The 18,910-nt window shown below is 32.5% G+C and carries 18 protein-coding genes; 12 read left to right on the top strand and 6 right to left on the bottom strand.

The window, feature by feature from the left end; all coding sequences use genetic code 11:
- Nucleotides 1-235 precede the first annotated feature (235 nt).
- From N5E64_RS12120 to carB, 8 genes are all read left to right on the top strand, one after another.
- A complete protein-coding gene (locus tag N5E64_RS12120; RefSeq protein WP_038336858.1) occupies nt 236-814 on the top strand; it encodes a GNAT family N-acetyltransferase in 579 nt (192 codons plus the stop codon).
- A gap of 70 nt (nt 815-884) precedes the next feature.
- Entirely contained in the window at nt 885-1,337 is a 453-nt protein-coding gene (locus N5E64_RS12115; protein ID WP_038336857.1) for an arginine repressor, read from the top strand.
- Nucleotides 1,338-1,344: 7 nt separating this feature from the next.
- A complete protein-coding gene (gene argG / locus N5E64_RS12110) occupies nt 1,345-2,526 on the top strand; it encodes an argininosuccinate synthase (protein ID WP_125350294.1) in 1,182 nt (393 codons plus the stop codon).
- A 94-nt stretch (nt 2,527-2,620) separates the two neighbouring features.
- A complete protein-coding gene (gene argC, locus N5E64_RS12105; protein ID WP_280037738.1) occupies nt 2,621-3,607 on the top strand; it encodes an N-acetyl-gamma-glutamyl-phosphate reductase in 987 nt (328 codons plus the stop codon).
- Nucleotides 3,608-3,641: 34 nt separating this feature from the next.
- Nucleotides 3,642-4,004 (top strand): four helix bundle protein, encoded by a 363-nt coding sequence (locus N5E64_RS12100; protein WP_114999097.1) that lies wholly within the window; start codon nt 3,642-3,644, stop codon nt 4,002-4,004.
- Nucleotides 4,005-4,031: 27 nt separating this feature from the next.
- The gene (locus tag N5E64_RS12095) at nt 4,032-5,168 is read left to right on the top strand and encodes an aspartate aminotransferase family protein (protein WP_114999099.1); all 1,137 of its coding nucleotides are present in this window, start codon (nt 4,032-4,034) and stop codon (nt 5,166-5,168) included.
- Nucleotides 5,161-6,249: a glutamine-hydrolyzing carbamoyl-phosphate synthase small subunit gene (gene carA / locus N5E64_RS12090; RefSeq protein ID WP_280037737.1), complete on the top strand. Its 1,089-nt coding sequence runs from the start codon at nt 5,161-5,163 to the stop codon at nt 6,247-6,249. The genes N5E64_RS12095 and carA overlap by 8 nt, the downstream gene beginning before the upstream one ends.
- Before the next feature lie 11 nt (nt 6,250-6,260).
- A complete protein-coding gene (gene carB / locus N5E64_RS12085) occupies nt 6,261-9,491 on the top strand; it encodes a carbamoyl-phosphate synthase (glutamine-hydrolyzing) large subunit (protein WP_280037736.1) in 3,231 nt (1,076 codons plus the stop codon).
- A 190-nt stretch (nt 9,492-9,681) separates the two neighbouring features.
- On the opposite strand, the gene N5E64_RS12080 is transcribed toward carB, so the two are convergent.
- From N5E64_RS12080 to N5E64_RS12060, 5 genes are all read right to left on the bottom strand, one after another.
- Complete coding sequence (locus N5E64_RS12080) at nt 9,682-10,716, bottom strand: DUF3667 domain-containing protein (protein ID WP_280037735.1); 1,035 nt, start codon at nt 10,714-10,716, stop codon at nt 9,682-9,684.
- Nucleotides 10,717-10,952: 236 nt separating this feature from the next.
- Complete coding sequence (locus N5E64_RS12075) at nt 10,953-11,573, bottom strand: hypothetical protein (RefSeq protein WP_038336845.1); 621 nt, start codon at nt 11,571-11,573, stop codon at nt 10,953-10,955.
- A 96-nt stretch (nt 11,574-11,669) separates the two neighbouring features.
- Nucleotides 11,670-12,377 carry a hypothetical protein gene (locus tag N5E64_RS12070; RefSeq protein WP_125350289.1) on the bottom strand — a complete coding sequence of 236 codons (708 nt, stop codon included), beginning with the start codon at nt 12,375-12,377 and terminating at the stop codon, nt 11,670-11,672.
- A gap of 60 nt (nt 12,378-12,437) precedes the next feature.
- Complete coding sequence (locus N5E64_RS12065) at nt 12,438-13,160, bottom strand: ThiF family adenylyltransferase (RefSeq protein ID WP_038336843.1); 723 nt, start codon at nt 13,158-13,160, stop codon at nt 12,438-12,440.
- 15 nt (nt 13,161-13,175) lie between these two features.
- Nucleotides 13,176-13,832 carry a TatD family hydrolase gene (locus N5E64_RS12060; RefSeq protein ID WP_280037732.1) on the bottom strand — a complete coding sequence of 219 codons (657 nt, stop codon included), beginning with the start codon at nt 13,830-13,832 and terminating at the stop codon, nt 13,176-13,178.
- A gap of 73 nt (nt 13,833-13,905) precedes the next feature.
- Between N5E64_RS12060 and mdtD the strand changes: the two genes are divergently transcribed.
- Entirely contained in the window at nt 13,906-15,309 is a 1,404-nt protein-coding gene (gene mdtD, locus N5E64_RS12055) for a multidrug transporter subunit MdtD (protein ID WP_038336841.1), read from the top strand.
- 61 nt (nt 15,310-15,370) lie between these two features.
- Here mdtD and N5E64_RS12050 read toward each other — a convergent pair whose 3' ends face one another.
- On the bottom strand, nt 15,371-16,411 hold the full coding sequence (locus tag N5E64_RS12050) for an asparaginase (protein WP_125350832.1): 1,041 nt from the start codon (nt 16,409-16,411) through the stop codon (nt 15,371-15,373).
- 125 nt (nt 16,412-16,536) lie between these two features.
- Here N5E64_RS12050 and N5E64_RS12045 point away from each other — a divergent pair, with 125 nt between their 5' ends.
- The 3 genes from N5E64_RS12045 (at nt 16,537) to N5E64_RS12035 (ending at nt 18,883) form a co-directional block, all read left to right on the top strand.
- Nucleotides 16,537-17,373 (top strand): hypothetical protein, encoded by an 837-nt coding sequence (locus N5E64_RS12045; protein ID WP_114999120.1) that lies wholly within the window; start codon nt 16,537-16,539, stop codon nt 17,371-17,373.
- Between the two features lie 63 nt (nt 17,374-17,436).
- Nucleotides 17,437-17,892: a peptidoglycan-binding protein LysM gene (gene lysM, locus N5E64_RS12040; RefSeq protein WP_125350834.1), complete on the top strand. Its 456-nt coding sequence runs from the start codon at nt 17,437-17,439 to the stop codon at nt 17,890-17,892.
- Between the two features lie 148 nt (nt 17,893-18,040).
- Nucleotides 18,041-18,883 carry a flagellar motor protein MotB gene (locus N5E64_RS12035; protein WP_181816279.1) on the top strand — a complete coding sequence of 281 codons (843 nt, stop codon included), beginning with the start codon at nt 18,041-18,043 and terminating at the stop codon, nt 18,881-18,883.
- The last annotated feature ends 27 nt before the right edge of the window (nt 18,884-18,910 follow it).

Below are 18,910 nucleotides of genomic sequence, written 5' to 3'. Positions count from 1 at the left end.
ATTTTGTTTGCTTTTTTTTGGTGATACAAAAATATAATATTTAACTTTGCATCTCAGTATAATAACTGAATATCTTGTTGATTAATGGAAGAAATTACTGAAATTGTTCTTCTCAATTATGAGAGTAGCTTTCGCAATGAAAGCACACCTTTTGGTTCTCATATTTTACTTAAGTGTGATGACAAAAGGTCATCTTTTCTCAATTCCTCTTTATTAATCGACTTTCCCTTAAATTATGTATGTTAGAATAGCAAATGCAGATGATGCCAAGTACACAGAATTGTTGTGCGAATGGTACGAAGAATCAGCTCGTATGAGAAAAACGGGTATTGCTAAACGAAATCCAGTTTATCTTGAACGCAAAATGCGTAATGGAAATGCTGTGATTGCTTTTGATGATGATGATCAAATAGCAGGGTTTAGCTACATAGAAACGTACGAAGAAGAAAAATTCGTCGTAAACTCAGGTTTAATTGTTCGTACAGATTTAAGGAGTTCAGGAATTGGACGCGAAATAAAACACGCTGTTTTTGAATTGTCACGTACAAAATTCCCGAAATCAAAAATCTTTAGTATTACAACTTCTTTAGCTGTAATGCGTATGAACACAAAATTAGGATACAAGCCAGTAACATTTTCGGAATTAACACAATCGGATGAATTTTGGAATGGATGTAAAAGTTGTAAAAACTATCACATCTTGATGGAAAATGATCGTGAGCGTTGTATTTGTACAGGATTGGTTTATGATAACCTTGATGACGAGTACGCTAAGCGCGCATTGGCAAATCAATCAAAAAAAGAAGATGAATAAATATACGAACTAAGGTTTTTTTTTGTCTAAAATGAGTATATTTGCATAAAATTTCGAATAAATATTCAAAATGAGTAATAAAAAATACAGATTCCAGATTATAAAAGATTTAATAACAGATCAAGAAATAAGTAATCAAGACGAATTATTAAAAAAATTAATCGATTTAGATATCTCCGTTACTCAAGCAACTTTATCGAGAGATTTGCGCGAATTGAAAGTTTCAAAAGTTCCTAATAGTTCAGGACAATACATTTATCGCCTTACAGAAAGTGCTGTTCCAACAGCAACCGTTACACATAACGAAAATGCAAGTTTGATTTTCTCTAAAAATTTGGGAGTTATCAAAACAAAACCAGGTTATGCAAACAGAATCGCTTTTGAGATTGACAACACACATTTCAATACCATAATTGGAACAATAGCTGGAGACGATACGGTATTAATCGTAATGAAAGAAGAGAGTAGCCGAGAAGAGGTTACCAATGAATTAAGAAGAATTATTCCCAATATAAACAAATAAACAAACAATGAGCAACAAAGCAGTTTTAGCTTACAGTGGAGGTTTAGATACATCGTACTGTTTGGTTAACTTAACAAAAGATCAAGGAATGGAAGTGCATACAGTAATTGTAAATACTGGTGGATTTTCGGCAGAAGAGTTAAAAGATATCGAAGCACGTGCCTACGAATTAGGATCTTCTAAACACGTTACAATTGATATTACAGACAAATATTACAACGATTGTGTTCGCTACTTAATCTACGGAAACATCTTAAAAAATAACACTTACCCATTATCAGTAAGTGCAGAACGTATGTTCCAATCAATTGCAATTGCTCAGTATGCAAAAGATGTAGATGCAGAATACATTGTACATGGATCTACAGGAGCAGGAAATGATCAAATTCGTTTTGATGTTGCTTTTGCAGTTATCTCACCACAATCTAAAATCATCACACCAATTCGCGACGAAAAATTATCTCGTCAACAAGAGGTAGAATATTTACAAGCAAATGGTGTAAACTATAGTTGGGAAAAAGCTAAATACTCTATTAACAGAGGAATTTGGGGAACATCTGTTGGTGGAGTAGAAACATTAACATCTAACCAAGCGTTGCCAGAAGAAGCTTATCCAACACAATTATCAAGAACAGAACCATCTGTTATCGAAATTGAATTTGAAAAAGGTATTCCAGTAGGTTTAGATGGAGAAAAATTATCTCCAGTTGCATTAATTCAAAAATTAAACGAAATCGGTGGTGAATATGCAATTGGTCGCGACATCCACGTAGGAGATACAATTTTAGGTATCAAAGGACGTGTAGGTTTCGAAGCGCCAGCAGCTTATTTATTAATCAAAGCACACCACTTATTAGAAAAACATACACTTACAAGATGGCAATTGTTGCACAAAGATTCGTTATCAAACTGGTACGGAACTTTATTGCACGAAGCACAATACTTGGATCCAGTAATGCGTGATATCGAAGCATTCTTAGAATCTTCTCAAAATCATGTAACAGGAAAAGTGAAAGTACAATTAAATCCTTATCATTTCTCAATGATTGGAATCGAATCGCCTTATGATATGATGCAATCTAAAGTCGCTACTTATGGAGAAGAAAACGAAGCTTGGGATAGTAGAGATGCAAGAGGTTTCATCAAAATATTTGGTAATCAATTAAAGATTGTTCATAGTTTCGATTAATTGATTCTTTAAAGTGGATTCCAACGAGTCCACTTTATTTTAGAAATATAGTAGAGGTATTATACCTTAAAAAAACACGCGCAAAACATAACAAATGACAAACAAAATTAACGTAAGCATTGTAGGAGGTGCTGGCTACACAGCAGGCGAACTGCTAAGAATATTGATACATCACCCGATGGTTAATATTTCGTCTGTGTACAGTACATCAAATGCAGGCAACCCCGTTACCAAAGTGCACGACGATTTGTTTGGAGAAACTGACATCGTATTTTCGGATAAAATAGACGAAAATGCTGATGTCGTTTTTTTATGCCTTGGTCACGGAAAATCGGCAGAGTTTTTAAAGAATAATAAATACTCAGCCAACACAAAAATTATTGATTTGAGCAACGATTTTCGATTAAATGAGAACCACATTTTCGAAGATAGAACGTTTGTTTACGGTTTACCAGAATTAGATCGCGAAGCAATCAAAACAGCTCAAAATATTGCAAATCCAGGTTGTTTTGCAACAGCTATTCAATTAGCATTGTTACCATTGGCAGCGAAAAATGAAATCAAAAATGATATTCACATCAATGCTGTAACGGGTTCTACAGGTGCTGGACAAAGTTTATCAGCTTCTACGCACTTTAGCTGGCGAAATAATAACGTTTCTTTCTACAAAGAATTTACACATCAACACGAAGGAGAAATTTACCAAACATTGAATCAATTAGCAAAAGATTTCAATAACAAAGTATATTTCTTACCAATGCGAGGAGATTTTGCGCGCGGAATTTTAGCAGGTGTTTATTTAAAATCTGATTTATCAGAAGAAGAAGCAAAAAATATCTTCAACGAATATTACAAAAACGAACCTTTTACACATGTTTCTGACGCACCAATTGCATTGAAACAAGTCGTAAATACCAACAAATGTTTTTTACATATCCAGAAACAAGACGATGTATTGTTAATCACTTCTATCATCGATAATCTAACAAAAGGAGCTTCTGGACAAGCCGTAGAAAACATGAACTTGATGTTCGGTTGGGAAGAAAACTTAGGACTTAATCTTAAAACTGTGGCGTTTTAGAAGGCTTAAGGCTGAAAGCTTAACGGTAAACGATATGCAAGATTTTAGGAACATAAAAGTTTGGAATGAATCTCATCAACTTGCTTTGAAAGTTTATGAAATAACTTCTGAATATCCTCAATATGAGATGTTTAATCTAACCTCTCAATTAAGAAGAGCTTGTGTATCTATCCCGAATAATATAGCAGAAGGTTGTGGTAGAAATTCGGATAAAGATTTTTTACGATTCCTTCATATCTCTTTAGGTTCTACAAATGAAACGCTTTATTTATTGATTCTATCAAAAGATTTGAAATTGATAACAGGAGAAATATTTAAAGAACTTGAATATAAAGTTGAAAAAGTAAAAGCGATGTTATTAGCTTTTATTAAAACAATTAATAATCGTTTAGCGTAAACCGTTAAACGTAAAACTTAAAAGAAAATGAAACTATTTGACGTATATCCATTAATGAATGTAACTCCGGTTAAAGCTAAAGATTGTATTCTTTGGGACGAAAACGGAAAAGAATATTTGGACCTTTATGGAGGTCACGCAGTGATTTCTATCGGTCACTCGCATCCATATTATGTTGAGAAATTAACAGAACAAATTAATAATATCGGGTTTTATTCAAACTCAGTAAATATTCCGATTCAGCAAGAATTGGCAGAAAAATTAGGTAAAGCATCAGGTTACGAAGATTATACTTTATTCTTGATTAACTCTGGAGCAGAAGCCAACGAAAATGCAGTTAAATTAGCCTCTTTTCATACAGGAAAAGACAGAGTAATTGCGTTCAAAGATGCTTTTCACGGACGTACTTCGGGAACAGTTGCGTTGACAGATAATCCAAAAATTGTGGCACCTTTTAATGCACATCATAAAGTATCTTTTGTCAATTTTAATATTGATGAAGTAAAAGAAGTAATTGCAGGAGGAGATGTAGCAGCGGTTATTTACGAACCAATTCAAGGAGTAGGAGGAATTATTTTACCAACAGACGAATTTGTACAAGAATTAAGAAAAGTTTGTACAGAAAATGAAGTGGTTTTAATCGCAGATGAAATTCAATGTGGTTACGGACGCTCAGGGAAATTCTTTGCACATCAACATTCTGGTATCAAAGCAGATTTGATTACGATGGCAAAAGGAATGGGGAATGGATTTCCAATCGGTGGTGTTTTAATTTCTCCAGAATTTAAAGCTTCTTACGGATTATTAGGAACAACTTTTGGAGGAAATCATTTAGCTTGTGCTGCAGCGGTAGCCGTTTTAGATGTGATTGAGCAAGAAAACTTAATCGAAAATGCAAAAGAAATTGGAGAATATGTTGGAATCCAATTAAATAAATTTCCAAAAATTAAAGAAGTTCGTGGTCGAGGATCAATGATTGGAATCGAGTTTGATTTCCCAATCGGCGAATTAAAAAATAACTTAGTTACAAAACACAATATTTTTGTAGGCTACGCTGGTACAAACGTTATTCGTTTATTACCACCTTTAACAGTAACAAAACAATACATAGATAAATTCATATCAGCTTTAGAAACTGAAATTAACATTATCATCAATGGATAAGATAGTAAAATTAGTATTCCAAGACGGATTAGAAATCGAAGGAAAATCTTTCGGTGCGTATACTTCTGCCGCAGGAGAAGTAGTATTCAACACAGCTTTGGTTGGATATAATGAAAGTTTGACTGACCCTTCTTACAAAGGGCAGATTATGGTGATGACAGCTCCAATGATCGGAAACTATGGTGTTCCAGATGATAAAGCAATGATTAATGAAATTGAAGCTTGGATGGAATCGAACCAAATTCAAGTAACTGGATTGGTTGTTTCTTATTATGCTGATGATTATTCGCATTGGAACGCTATTCAAAAATTAGGAGCTTGGTTAGAAAGTCAAAATATCCCTGGTATTTATGGCGTAGATACACGTATGATTACAAAAAAATTACGTGAGCAAGGTTCTACTTTAGGAAAAATTGTAGCTGATACAGATGTCGCATATTACGATCCGAACGAAGATAATTTAGTAGATCAAGTTTCTTGTAAAGAAGTGATTCGTTACAACGAAGGTGCTGATGTCAAAATTGTTTTGATTGATTGTGGAGTGAAAAATAACATCATCCGTTGTTTTGTAAATCGTGATGTTGAGGTAATTCGAGTTCCTTGGGATTATGATTATTCAACATTAGAATATGATGGATTATTTATCTCAAACGGACCTGGAGATCCAGCTTTATGTGTGGCTACGATTGAAAATATCAAAAAATCATTACAAGAAGACAAACCAATTTTCGGAATCTGTTTAGGAAACCAATTAGTAAGTTTAGCAGCTGGTGCATCTACTTTTAAATTAAAATACGGACACCGTTCGCACAATCAACCTGTACAATTAGTAGGAACAAAAAGATGTTTCATTACATCTCAAAACCACGGTTTCGCAGTAGATGATTCGAAATTACCAGAAGGATTTAAAACATTCTTTACGAACTTAAATGATGGAACATGTGAAGGAATTCGTCACGAATCAAAACCAATTTTTACAGTTCAATTCCACCCAGAAGCAATGGGAGGACCAGTTGATACAGAATATTTATTTGATGAGTTCATCGAAGAAGTAAAAAAATATAAAAACGCTAACGCATAATCAGAATCACGATGTTAAAAAAAGATATTAAAAAAGTATTAGTATTAGGATCAGGAGCATTAAAAATTGGTCAAGCTGGTGAGTTTGATTATTCTGGTTCGCAAGCGTTAAAAGCGTTAAAAGAAGAAGGAATTAAAACAGTTTTAATCAATCCAAATATTGCAACTGTTCAAACTTCTGAAGGAATTGCAGACGAAGTTTACTTCTTACCTGTAACGCCTTACTTTGTGGAAGAAGTCATTAAAAAAGAAAAACCAGACGGAGTTTTAGTTGCCTTTGGAGGACAAACAGCTTTAAACTGTGCGGTTGAATTAAATAAAGAAAATATATTCGAGAAATATGGTGTTGAGGTTTTAGGAACTCAAATTCCAGTAATTGAAGCAACGGAAGATCGTGATATTTTCATCGAAAAATTAGACCAAATTGGTGTTTTAACTGCTCGTTCAGAAGCAGTAGAAACTGTAGAAGACGCAATGGCAGCTGGTAAACGCATCGGTTTCCCATTAATCATTCGTGCGGCGTACGCTTTAGGAGGTTTAGGTTCTGGTTTCGCAAATAACGAAGAAGAATTATTAGATTTAGTTGAAAAAGCATTCAATTATTCTTCTCAAGTTTTAGTGGAAGAGTCATTAAAAGGATGGAAAGAAATTGAGTACGAAGTAGTTCGTGATTCTTACGATAACTGTATCACAGTTTGTAACATGGAGAACTTCGATCCTATTGGTGTTCACACAGGAGAGTCAATCGTTATTGCACCTTCTCAAACTTTATCAAATTCAGAATATCATAAATTACGTGAAGTTGCCATTCGCACAATTCGCCATCTTGGTGTAGTTGGAGAATGTAACATTCAATATGCTTTCGATACTGTTTCAGAAGAATATCGTGTAATCGAAGTTAACGCTCGCTTATCTCGTTCGTCAGCTTTGGCGTCAAAAGCAACAGGTTATCCTTTAGCTTTCGTGGCTGCTAAATTAGCTTTAGGTTATTCTTTAGATGAGTTGAAAAATAGTGTAACGCAAACGACATCTGCGATGTTCGAACCTGCGTTAGATTATTGTGTAGTGAAATTGCCTCGTTGGGATTTAAATAAATTCTACGGTGTTCGTCGTAACATTGGTTCTGCAATGAAATCTGTTGGAGAAGTTATGGCTGTTGGACGTTCTTTCGAAGAAGCAATTCAGAAAGGAGTTCGTATGTTAGACATCGGACACAGAGGTTTTGTAGCAAACGGATTTAAGATTCCAGAAGGAGAATCTTTGGATACTTGGTTAGCTGAGCCAAATGACGAGCGTTTATATGCGATTACTGAAGCTTTCAAAGCGGGATATTCGATTGAAAAAATTCATGATTTAACAAAAATCGATTTATGGTTTTTACAACGTTTAGAAAGAATTTTTAATGTATCAAAAGAATTTGAAGCGTTAGAAAGATTTGAACAAGTTGAAGCAGATTTAGTAAAACGTGCAAAATTATTAGGATTCTCGGATCAACAAATTGCAGTTTTAGTAAAAGGAGATCAAAACGTTCACCGTAACGAATTAACGGTTCGTGAATTACGTAAGAACTTTGGAATTGTTCCTGTAGTAAAACAAATCGATACGTTAGCGGCTGAATTCCCTGCGCAAACAAATTACTTATATGTAACGTACCACGGAACTGAAAATGATATCGCAACTGAAACTGAAAAATCAGTTTGTATCTTAGGTTCTGGGGTTTACCGTATCGGATCATCGGTTGAGTTCGACTGGTGTTCTGTAAATGCTGCTCAAACAGCGTCTAAAAACGGATACAAAACAATTATCATCAACTATAATCCAGAAACCGTTTCTACGGATTATGATGAGTCAGATCGTTTATACTTCGAAGAATTATCTTTTGAACGTGTAATGGATATTTTAGATTTTGAACAACCTGAAGGAACAATTATTTCGACAGGAGGTCAAATTCCAAATAACTTAGCGATGAAATTGTACGATCAATCAATTAATATTTTAGGAACTTCTCCTTTAAGAATTGATGATGCAGAAAATCGTCACAAATTCTCTGAAATCTTAGACGAATTAGGAATCGACCAACCACGTTGGAAAGAGTTATCTTCTTTAGAAGCGATTCATAACTTCGTAGAAGAAGTAAATTTCCCAGTATTAATTCGTCCTTCTTATGTCTTATCTGGAGCTGCAATGAACGTAGTTTCAAATAAAGAAGAATTAGATGCTTTCTTAAAATTAGCGAAAGAAGTTTCTCCAGATTATCCAGTTGTAGTTTCTGAATTCGTACAAGGTGCGAAAGAAATTGAGTTGGATGCAGTTTGTCAAAATGGAGAAATTGTAGATTACGCCATTTCTGAGCACGTAGAGTTTGCCGGAGTTCACTCGGGTGATGCAACAATGTATTATCCACCACAAAAAGTGTACATCGAAACAATTCGTCAAATGCGTAAAGTGGCAGCGAAAATTGCAAAACGTTTCGAAATTTCTGGACCAATGAACATTCAGTTTTTATCAAAAAATAATACAGTTCGTGTTATCGAAACTAATATTCGTGCTTCTCGTTCGTTTCCATTCGTATCGAAAGTTGCAGGAAATAATTTAATCGAAAAAGCAACAAAAGTTTTATTAGGATTAGAAGTAGAAAAAGGACATTCAGAAGTCGTTTACGATTTAGATTATGTAGGAGTGAAAGCTTCTCAGTTCTCATTTACACGTTTAGCAGGAGCTGACCCAGTTTTATCAGTTGACATGTCTTCGACAGGAGAAGTAGGGTGTATCGGTGATACAGCAGAAGAAGCTTTATTAAAATCAATGTTATCTGTTGGATATGAAATTCCTGAGAAAACAGTTTTAATTTCTGGTGGACCAATTGAATCGAAAGTGGCTTTATTAGAGCCTGCGAAACAATTAATCGCAAAAGGTTACAAAATTTATGCAACAGAAGGAACGCACAAATTCTTTACAGAAAATGATGTGTATTCTACGCTTGTTTACTGGCCATCTGATAAAAAAGAGCCAAATGTAATGTCTTATTTACATGACAAGAAAATTGATATGGTGATCAACATTCCGAAAAACTTAACAAAAGCGGAATTAGACAACGATTATCAAATTCGTCGTACAGCTGTAGATTTCAATATTCCGTTGGTAACAAATGCACGTTTAGCTTCGGCTTTCATTAATGCATTTACAAAATTATCGATGGATGATTTAAAAATCAAAACTTGGAACGAATACCGTAATAAATAGAAATTAGAATCTAGATATTAGAAGTTAGAAAGCCTCGCATTTGCGAGGCTTTTTTTATGTTATTTTTTTGAATTTGTCATTCCGACAAAAGAAGGAATCTAAATTTAATGCGAAGCTGAAACGAGTTCAACTTAAGTTATCCTGAACTTGTTTCAGGAACACATCATACGTGATTGCCTAATAATCTTGATTAAACATGAAGAAATGAATACATAATAATTCCAATAACAATTATTGAGAAAATAAACGTATTAATTCCTAAAAGTATAGCACCTTTAATTGTTGTAATGATAAATCCTTGGTTATAGAGTTTTTTCAATGCAAGGAAAAAGTAAACAATAATATATAAAACAATCAATGTATTAATCAAAGCTATTATGGCTGATACAGCATTACTATCAATATAATTTGAAAGTTTATTCAAAAGAAAAATTACTAAAATAGATAAAAGAATTACCGTAAAATAATGCAGTGTAAAAATTCCGTGATCAAAATACCACCATTTCTTTTTGTTGTAAAAAATCCATAAGAAGAAAGCAAACAAAGGCATGTATACAAACAAAACTTTCGGAATGACATGCAAAGATTTCTCAACAATAGCTTCTCCTAATTGATCGTCAGAAACCTTTCTTTTTCTCAACTCTTGGTATTTTTCAATAAAGGGAGATAATATTGGAACGTTATTTTTTACTTTAGATTGCAAGTTTTCAATAGATTCCTCGTTCAAATCTTCTAAAGAGTTTGCATTTTTATTTTTTTCAACTTCAGATTTTATTTTTGCACTTTGCTCGACAGTTGTCAATCCTTTGTTCTGTAAAGTGTCTATTGTAGCATTAAGTGCTTTTTGAATTTTTTCAGTATTTTCTATTGATATAGGTTCATTGGAACTATCATTATATTCAGTTTTATGAGAAGGAAATATAGAAATAAGGAAAAACGTTACAAAACTGACAAAAATGTACATTTTAACAGGATTAACAGAACTATTTCGTTTACCACTCAAATATTCTTTGGTTAAAACTCCAGGTTTCAAAAATAGTTTTTTGATTGTTTGCCAAAAACTTCCATCGTAATGAACAAAATCTTCGATAAAGTGAGTAAATAAAAAGTGAAACGGTTGACGTGTTTCTACATTTTCTTGTCCGCAATGTGTGCAATAATGTTCTTCTACGTAATGTCCACAATTTTGGCAATTATGATCTTCTCTTAGTTTTCCGTGACTCATGTGTTAATTCTTAGTGATGATAAATCTATAAAAAGATTATTTATTTTGAAATAATCACGAAGAAATATTTGATTAAATATAGATTAAGAAAATTAGCTTTTTTGTCTTTCTAAGTCATCCTGAACTTGTTTTAGGATCACATCATTTTATGATAAACTAAAGATAGATTCTCTACTTCGCTTCGTTCTAAATGACAATTGAGTAAATGTCATTCCGATGAAAGGAGGAATCTAAATTTATTTTCTTTTTCTAAAATTGAAAAATATACTAATAGTCAATAAAAATCCTAAAAGACTTAAACCTATCCAATAATATTTATTTCTTTTTTCGGCTGATAATTTATACAATTCAAACTCTTTTTGGATTAAATTCTCTTTACTTGAATTTGGAGGAGGCGGAATATTAAGAGTGTTTTTTTTCAGATATTCTTTACTAAGTTTTTCTAATTCTTCTAATTCAGATTGTTCAACAAATTTTAAATCAGAAGTTCTTGTACAAATATTTGTATAGATGCTAAAATCTGTGATAAATCCATAAATTAAATAGGTTTCATTTAATTCGAAGTTACTTCCGCAACCTCCAAACATTGATGAGGCAGGTGTGTAAATAGTTGTATAATATTTTTGTTTTTTATTTGTAATATCTATATTTTTTTTGAAATTTTTCTCGATTTCAAATGTATAAGCAAAAACAGGATTTGAAGAATAATCATAAAGAGTTGTATCAATTTTAATGACTTTTCCTATTATAATTTCATCAAATTCATCAAATGAATTTTTAACAGATGGAAATTCTCCACAACTACAACCAAACGTAAAAGTTGAGATTAAAAATATGAAAGTAAAAAAGTATTTCATTCAAATCAGTGTTTCCTCTAATTTACAATATTTATCCAAACAAAAAATCCACTTCAACAGAAGTGGATTTTTTTATTTCTTGTAAAAATAGTTAGCTTAAAACTCAGCGAAAAAAGCTTCTACTTTTTCTACGCCGTTTGCATCTAAAGCTTCAACCAATTCTTTTTTGATTTCAGTTAATTCTTTCTTTTTCGCTTTTTTCAAAACTGGTTTTGCAGTTTCCAAAAAGTTTTCGATTTGTTCTAAACCACGAGAACTTAAGAATTTTTCGTCTGTTTTTTTCAATTTAGCGTAAACTTGTACCAACATTCTACATTGTTCCAAAGCCAAAACGTATTCTTTTACAGTTTCTAACGTAATCATGTAATGCAACATCAATTGTACTGAAGGCATATTACGTTGATGACCAAATTTCGTGTATTTTTCTAATGCAATTCCAAAAGATTCTTTACTACGTTCGATATTTTTATTTAAAGCTGCAGAAATCACAACGTTAAACCAATCGTCCGAATTATCAGAGTTTTGAGCGATATCGAAAAATGCATTATCCGCATTCTCAAAATCTTGTAAACTATAATATGATAACGCAATTAATTTCTTTGCATCGTACAATTGTTTTGGGTCTTTTGCATCCAATAAACCTTCACAAATTTTGATACACATCTCGAAATTGCTGTTTCCAAATAAATCTCTCGCAGTGTTCAACAACGAATTAGTCGCATTCTGTTCCAACGCTTGCTCGTACATAAATTGACGTGCTCTCAAAACATCCTCGTATGTGATATAATCGTAATTGATTTTCATTTTTTTCGTCTCTTTGTTAATTCGCAACTAAATTAATTAAATCTTTAAGAAAGTACTTAATTATTTATCTTTTTTTAATAAATGTCGAATCACCGTTTCTGCCGCATGCAACCCGAATAAACCAGGCATCCACGAATTAGTTCCGTAAAACGATTTTTTATAATTTTTTCCATCCGTTAATTTAACCGAAGATTCATCAGGAACTTCTGTCGAAAAAACAGCTTTTACACCTTTATTAATTCCTTCTTTTTTTAATCGTTTTCTAACATTTTTTGCCAAAGGACAAACATCTGTTTTGCTAATATCACGCACTTGTACTTTGCTTGCCAAATATTTTCCTCCAGCGCCCATATTGCTGATTACTTTAATTTTTTTGCGTTTTGCAGCTAAAATCAAATTAATTTTTGGTGTAACAGAATCGATGCAATCTAACACATAATCAAAATCTGGTGTGACGATTTCGTGTGTACGTTCTGGACTCAAAAATTCGTTGATACGCGTTAATTCTAATTCAGGATTAATGTCCATTAAACGATCGCCAACGATGTCTACTTTGTTCATTCCAACAGTTGAGTGTAAAGCAGGTAATTGTCGATTAATATTTGTAATATCAACAGTATCACCATCAACAATTGTCATTTTTCCAACTCCTGCGCGTGCGATAAATTCTGCGGCAAAAGAGCCAACACCACCTAAACCAACAACTAAAATGTTCGAATTTTTTAGGATTTCTAAACCTTCTTCTTTGAATAATAATTCAGCTCTTTCTTGCCAAACTGCCATTGAAATGTATTTTAATTATGATTGAACTTCGTAACCGAAAATTGCTTTCCAATTTTTCGCTTGTTGAAGTTGTAATTCCTCGATTGTAATTTTTCTCAAATCCGCTGCAAAAGTATAAATTTCTTCAATAGAAATTTCGCTTGCATCATTCTCCAAAAAGAATTGATTCGCAGAAAGATTTGCAAATATAATTTGTAAGTTTTTGTTTGATAGAAGATTTTTACCAAAAGATGCAAAACAATTTTGCGCAATAATTTGATTGAGTAACTGTTCATTCTTATTGAAACCATGAAAAATAAACGGAATCGTCAATTTCATTTGTTTTCGAATGTGTAAAATTTCTTGATAAGCACGAACCGAATGTATAATGACTGGAAGTTGATGTTGCATCGCAATTTCTAACTGTTTTTTTAAAACGTTGATTTGTAATTCAAAATCTGTTTCGCACAATTTATCTAATCCAATTTCACCGATTGCTAAACAGTTTTTATTCGAAATAGTTTGATTAATAATTTCGATTTCTTCCTTTATTGATGAGGTTTTGATGTAAGCTGGATGAATCCCAATCGAAAATAATTTAGCTTCATTATTCAACTCATTTGGAAACTGATTATACAGTTCCAAAACATCTGTTTGATCGGATAAATGATGTGTATGCGCGTTGAGAAACATAGTTCAAATTTAATCTTTTTCAATGATTTTTCGAAATGTTAAAATAGGAATAGAATTTGCTATAGGAATTTGAATGAATTCAGATCATATTTTAAGTCCAAAAATGTTGAAGTTTTTGCCATGGCTTGGTGCGATGGCAATTTTTATGCAAGCTTTGGACGCTACAATTTTAAATACATCTTTACCTACAATTGCAAAAGAATTAGGAAAATCGCCTTTAGAAATTCAGTCGATTATTGTTGCGTATACGTTAACAATCGCTTTGTTAATTCCTTTGAGTGGTTGGCTTTCGGATAAATACGGAACGAAAAAAGTTTTTCAATCTGCTATACTGATTTTTACACTTGGATCCACACTTTGCGCATTTGCCACAACTTTACCTTTTTTAGTCATTTCACGCGTTATACAAGCGATTGGAGGATCGATGATGGTTCCTGTTGTACGTTTAGCAATTTTATATGCTTATCCAAAAAGTGAATTATTAAAAGTAATTAATTTTATCACCATACCAGGGTTAATAGGACCACTTTTAGGACCAACAATTGGAGGTATTTTGGTTGAAACTTTATCATGGCATTGGATTTTCATCGTGAATATTCCATTCGGAATTATTGCACTTTGGATGACAACTTTTGCGATCCCCGATTTTAAACATCCAGTTTTTAAATTTGATATCAGAGGTTTGATTCTTTTTAGTGGAGGAGTTACTGTCTTAACATTGATTATGGAATTGACATCTTCTCGTGTGATTGGCCTGCAAACTGTATTGGCATTGACTGTAGTTTCTGCCTTTTTGATTGGTTTGTATATTTATCATGCAAAACATAAACAACATCCTTTAATCGATTTGAATTTGTTTAACATTAGAACTTTGCGAATTGGTATTATAGGAAATCTTATTACACGATTAGGAATTGGAGGAATACCTTTTCTTATTCCGCTTTTATTGCAAGTTGGTTATGGATATTCGGCTACTGTAGCGGGATTAATTATGATTCCATCTGCAACAAGTAACATTATTGCAAAATCGTTTGTTGTGCCAATTGTGAATAAATTTGGTTATCGAAATACGTTGATTTCCAATACAATAACTTTAGGATTAATCATTTGTATGTTTTTCTTTTTAGAATCGAAATCACCAATTTATTATATCATTCCGTTAATGGTTTTGAATGGATTTTTTAGTTCAATTCAATTTACGGCGATGAATACCTTGTCTTTAGCCGATTTGGACGAAAATACATCCAGCGAAGGGAATAGTTTATTATCGGTTACACAACAATTATCACTAACATTTGGAATTTCTGTAGCTGCATTAATTTTAGGTGTTTTTAGACAAGCAGGATTTGTAAATGGAGTGGAAGTACAAGCTTTCCGTTATTCATTTTTGACGATGGGTGTGATGACAATTTTATCAACTTACATCTTTTTCAAATTAAGAGAATCTGATGGCGCTTCGATGTCGGGAAAGAAATAAAATTTAGAACATAAAAAAATCTCTACCAAGTAGAGATTTTTTGCGTTTTATATGAATTTAATTAATCATTGTAAAAATGATGACGAAGTTCACCTTTTAAGTTTGTTTCGTATTGCGTTTTAAATTCTTCTTTCGAAAGATTTTGACCTAATAAATAAATTGCTTTTGTAATTGCAGCTTCCATTGTCAAATCATAACTCGAAATTGCTCCCATATTTAGTAACGCATCACTTGTTGCATAACGTCCAAGTTCTACCATTCCACCCGCACATTGCGTGTTGATAATAAGATGAACTCCTTTATTCGTTACTTCTTCCAACAATTCGATAAACCAATCATCAGTAAAAATATTTCCTGTTCCGAAGGCCTCAATAATAAAAGCTTTCATATTTGGAGCGTTCAAAACACTTTCGATAAAAGAACGATTCATTCCAGGGAAAATCTTCAAAACACCAACATCAGCATTTAGATCTTTGTTAATCGAAAGTTTATTCGTAACAACATTTTTTAACAACAAATCTTCTTTTACTTCCAAATGAACACCTGAAACTCCAATCACTGGATAATTTGGCGATTCGAAAGCATCAAAGTTTTCTGCATTAATCTTAGTTGTTCTATTCGCACGGAATAATTTATATTCAAAATACACGCAAACTTCTTTGATAATTGGTTTATCATTTTTGCGTAATGAAGCCAATTGAATCGAAGTAATTAAATTTTCTTTTGCATCTGTACGCAAATCTCCAATTGGTAATTGCGAACCAGTGAAAATGACAGGCTTCTCTAGATTATCAATCATAAAACTCATTGCAGAAGCCGTATACGCCATTGTATCAGTTCCATGTAAAACCACAAAACCATCGTAGTTTTCGTAGTTTTGTTGAATGGTTTCGGCAATTTCTATCCAATATTTAGGTTTCATATCAGACGAATCTATCGGCGTATCGAAACTATGATAATCGAAAGAACAATCTAAAAGTCCCAACTCTGGAATTTGTTTCAACAAATTATCAAAATTGAAAGGTTTCAAGGATTGGTCGCCATAATCTTTCGCCATTCCAATCGTTCCTCCTGTGTAAATTAATAAAATTTTTGTTTGCATGCGGTTTGATTAATTTCTGGTTAAAATTAACCATTATAAAAAATCTGTACAACATCTTTTCTTAAACTCCGATATTTTGTAAATTGGATAAATAATTGTGAATATAATTTTAAACTATCAACTTGATGAAACTATTACTTTTAGCCATTACAACTTTGTTAACATCAGCTTATGTTAATGCGCAATCTGACGAAGGATTGTTTGAAGTTGAGTACGAAATGAACGGACAAGAATTGAAATCTTTTGCTTTTTCTACGGATAATTGTGCGCAGAATTTGATTGTAAAATCGTGGGAAAATTGGGTAACGAACAAAGAAGGTTCTTCTGCTTTTCTAAAAAAACACGAAGCGAGTAACATCAAATTCAAAAATTCGCAAGATGTCTATAAATCTGTGATTAGTTTGGTTGATGAAGAAAACGGAAAAACGACCGTGATTAATACATTAACTGATCAAAATGGAATGACATTTAATAGTAATTCGGCAGAGTTTGATAAAATTTATGCTCAACTACAAGATTTAGCGACTAAAACGAAGCAAGGTTGTGTGCGAAATGAGTTGAGGTTAGCCAACGAAAATATGATTCGATTGACTAAAGAAAATGCAGATGCACAATTGAAAAAAGGAAATTCTATCAAATCATATCTAAAAAATAATAACACCTTATTGAAATTAGAAAGTAAAAAGCAAGCTTTGGGTGATAAATTGGATTTGGTGGTGAATCAATTGGAAAGAGAATCGAATGATAAAGTAACTGATGGCTTGATGAAGAAAAAGATAAAAACAGAAAACTCTTTGCGATCGATAGAAGATCAAGTAGTAACATTGAGCGGAAAAATACAAACTGCCGAAGAGAACGATAAAGGTTTAGACGCAAAAATTAATCAATTAACAAGTCAAATTCAGCAACAACGCTCGATTACAGAAAATTTAAAAAAGAAATATTCATCAATTGCACGATAATTGTTAGAGAAATTATATATTTACTAAATATCAACAAATAAATATTATTAAAATCAACTCGTTATGGGATTATTTTCATTTATCAAAAATGCCGGAGAAAAAGTCTTCGGAGGTGCAGAAACACCAGAAGAAAAAGCAGCTAAAGTAAAAGATCAAGTTGCAAAACAAGGATTTGATTTGTCAGGAGTAACTTTTTCTGCTGATGGAGATAAAATTGTAGTAGCTGGACAAGCATTGGACATCAATGAGAAACAAAAAATTTTAGCAACAGCAGGTAACATTGATGGAGTGGAAGGAGTAGAAGATCAATTAACATTGAAAACACCTTTGAAAATCGAAATTCCAGATTTATCTAAGACAATGTACACTGTAAAAAGTGGAGATTCTTTATCTAAAATTGCCAAAGAAGTTTACGGAGATCCAATGCAATACCCAAAAATTTTCGAAGCAAACAAACCAATGTTAAAACACGAAGATAAGATTTATCCAGGTCAGGTTTTATATATTCCTCAGGATTAACACAATAGAAATAAAATATTAACGTTAAAACTCCTACAATCAAATGATTGTAGGAGTTTTATATTTTTACAGCATGGTTTTTGCAGAATATATACTCGCAATAAAAAATAATAACATATATTCGTATAACTGAAATAAAAAAATAATTATGAAAGTTTCAATTTTGCCAGTAGCGGTTATCGCTGCTTCAACTTTATTTAGTTGTGTGAGTCAGAAGAAGTATGATGAATTACAAAATAAATTCAATTCTGCTTATTCTGAGAACCAAGGATGTCAAACAGAATTGGCTGTAGCGAAAGCTAAATTAGCTAATTTTGAATCTAACCAAGGTCAGTACGAAAACACAGTTCAGAGTGAAAGAAATCAAATTAAACAATTACAAGAACAATTGAAAAATTGTATTAATGGTGGTTCTAAAAACGTTTCTGAATTAGTGAACGAAATCAATCAGTCTAACAAATACATCAAACATTTGATCGATGCGAAAAGCAAATCGGATAGTTTGAATATGGTTTTAACAAACAACTTAACGCGTTCTTTATCTAGCAATGAAGCAAAAGATGTTGATGTTAAAGTATTAAAAGGTGTTGTTTACATCTCGTTAGCTGATAACATGTTGTACAAATCTGGTAGCTACGAAATTTCACCTGCTGCAGGAGAAACTTTAAGTAAAATTGCGAAAATCATCAACGATTATAAAGATTACGATGTATTGATTGAAGGTAACACAGATAATGTGCCAATTTCTAAACCAAACATCCGTAACAACTGGGATTTATCTGCTTTACGTGCATCTTCTGTTGTACAAGCATTACAAAACCAATACGGTGTTGATGGTAAACGTTTAACAGCTGGTGGACGTGGAGAATATAACCCATTAACTACAAATGCTACTGCAGAAGGAAAATCTAAAAACCGTCGTACACAAATTATTATCTTACCTAAGTTAGATCAATTTATGGATTTAATTGGGCAAGCTCCAAAAAACTAATTTTGATAAAAAAATCAAATTAATATA

Origin of the sequence: Empedobacter sp. GD03739 (assembly GCF_029843245.1) — a bacterium.
GTDB classification, from domain to species: Bacteria; Bacteroidota; Bacteroidia; order Flavobacteriales; family Weeksellaceae; genus Empedobacter; species Empedobacter falsenii_B.
Note: the sequence above shows the minus strand (reverse complement) of the source record. Positions and strands in the feature narration are given on the sequence as shown.

Excerpts from the sequence above, each read along its gene's own strand:
- N5E64_RS12120 (WP_038336858.1), top strand. The coding sequence starts at position 236 with ATGTATGTTAGAATAGCAAATGCAGATGATGCCAAGTACACAGAATTG.
- N5E64_RS12115 (WP_038336857.1), top strand. The coding sequence starts at position 885 with ATGAGTAATAAAAAATACAGATTCCAGATTATAAAAGATTTAATAACA.
- argG (WP_125350294.1), top strand. The coding sequence starts at position 1,345 with ATGAGCAACAAAGCAGTTTTAGCTTACAGTGGAGGTTTAGATACATCG.
- argC (WP_280037738.1), top strand. The coding sequence starts at position 2,621 with ATGACAAACAAAATTAACGTAAGCATTGTAGGAGGTGCTGGCTACACA.
- N5E64_RS12100 (WP_114999097.1), top strand. The coding sequence starts at position 3,642 with ATGCAAGATTTTAGGAACATAAAAGTTTGGAATGAATCTCATCAACTT.
- N5E64_RS12095 (WP_114999099.1), top strand. The coding sequence starts at position 4,032 with ATGAAACTATTTGACGTATATCCATTAATGAATGTAACTCCGGTTAAA.
- carA (WP_280037737.1), top strand. The coding sequence starts at position 5,161 with ATGGATAAGATAGTAAAATTAGTATTCCAAGACGGATTAGAAATCGAA.
- carB (WP_280037736.1), top strand. The coding sequence starts at position 6,261 with ATGTTAAAAAAAGATATTAAAAAAGTATTAGTATTAGGATCAGGAGCA.
- N5E64_RS12080 (WP_280037735.1), bottom strand. The coding sequence starts at position 10,716 with ATGAGTCACGGAAAACTAAGAGAAGATCATAATTGCCAAAATTGTGGA.
- N5E64_RS12075 (WP_038336845.1), bottom strand. The coding sequence starts at position 11,573 with ATGAAATACTTTTTTACTTTCATATTTTTAATCTCAACTTTTACGTTT.
- N5E64_RS12070 (WP_125350289.1), bottom strand. The coding sequence starts at position 12,377 with ATGAAAATCAATTACGATTATATCACATACGAGGATGTTTTGAGAGCA.
- N5E64_RS12065 (WP_038336843.1), bottom strand. The coding sequence starts at position 13,160 with ATGGCAGTTTGGCAAGAAAGAGCTGAATTATTATTCAAAGAAGAAGGT.
- N5E64_RS12060 (WP_280037732.1), bottom strand. The coding sequence starts at position 13,832 with ATGTTTCTCAACGCGCATACACATCATTTATCCGATCAAACAGATGTT.
- mdtD (WP_038336841.1), top strand. The coding sequence starts at position 13,906 with ATGAATTCAGATCATATTTTAAGTCCAAAAATGTTGAAGTTTTTGCCA.
- N5E64_RS12050 (WP_125350832.1), bottom strand. The coding sequence starts at position 16,411 with ATGCAAACAAAAATTTTATTAATTTACACAGGAGGAACGATTGGAATG.
- N5E64_RS12045 (WP_114999120.1), top strand. The coding sequence starts at position 16,537 with ATGAAACTATTACTTTTAGCCATTACAACTTTGTTAACATCAGCTTAT.
- lysM (WP_125350834.1), top strand. The coding sequence starts at position 17,437 with ATGGGATTATTTTCATTTATCAAAAATGCCGGAGAAAAAGTCTTCGGA.
- N5E64_RS12035 (WP_181816279.1), top strand. The coding sequence starts at position 18,041 with ATGAAAGTTTCAATTTTGCCAGTAGCGGTTATCGCTGCTTCAACTTTA.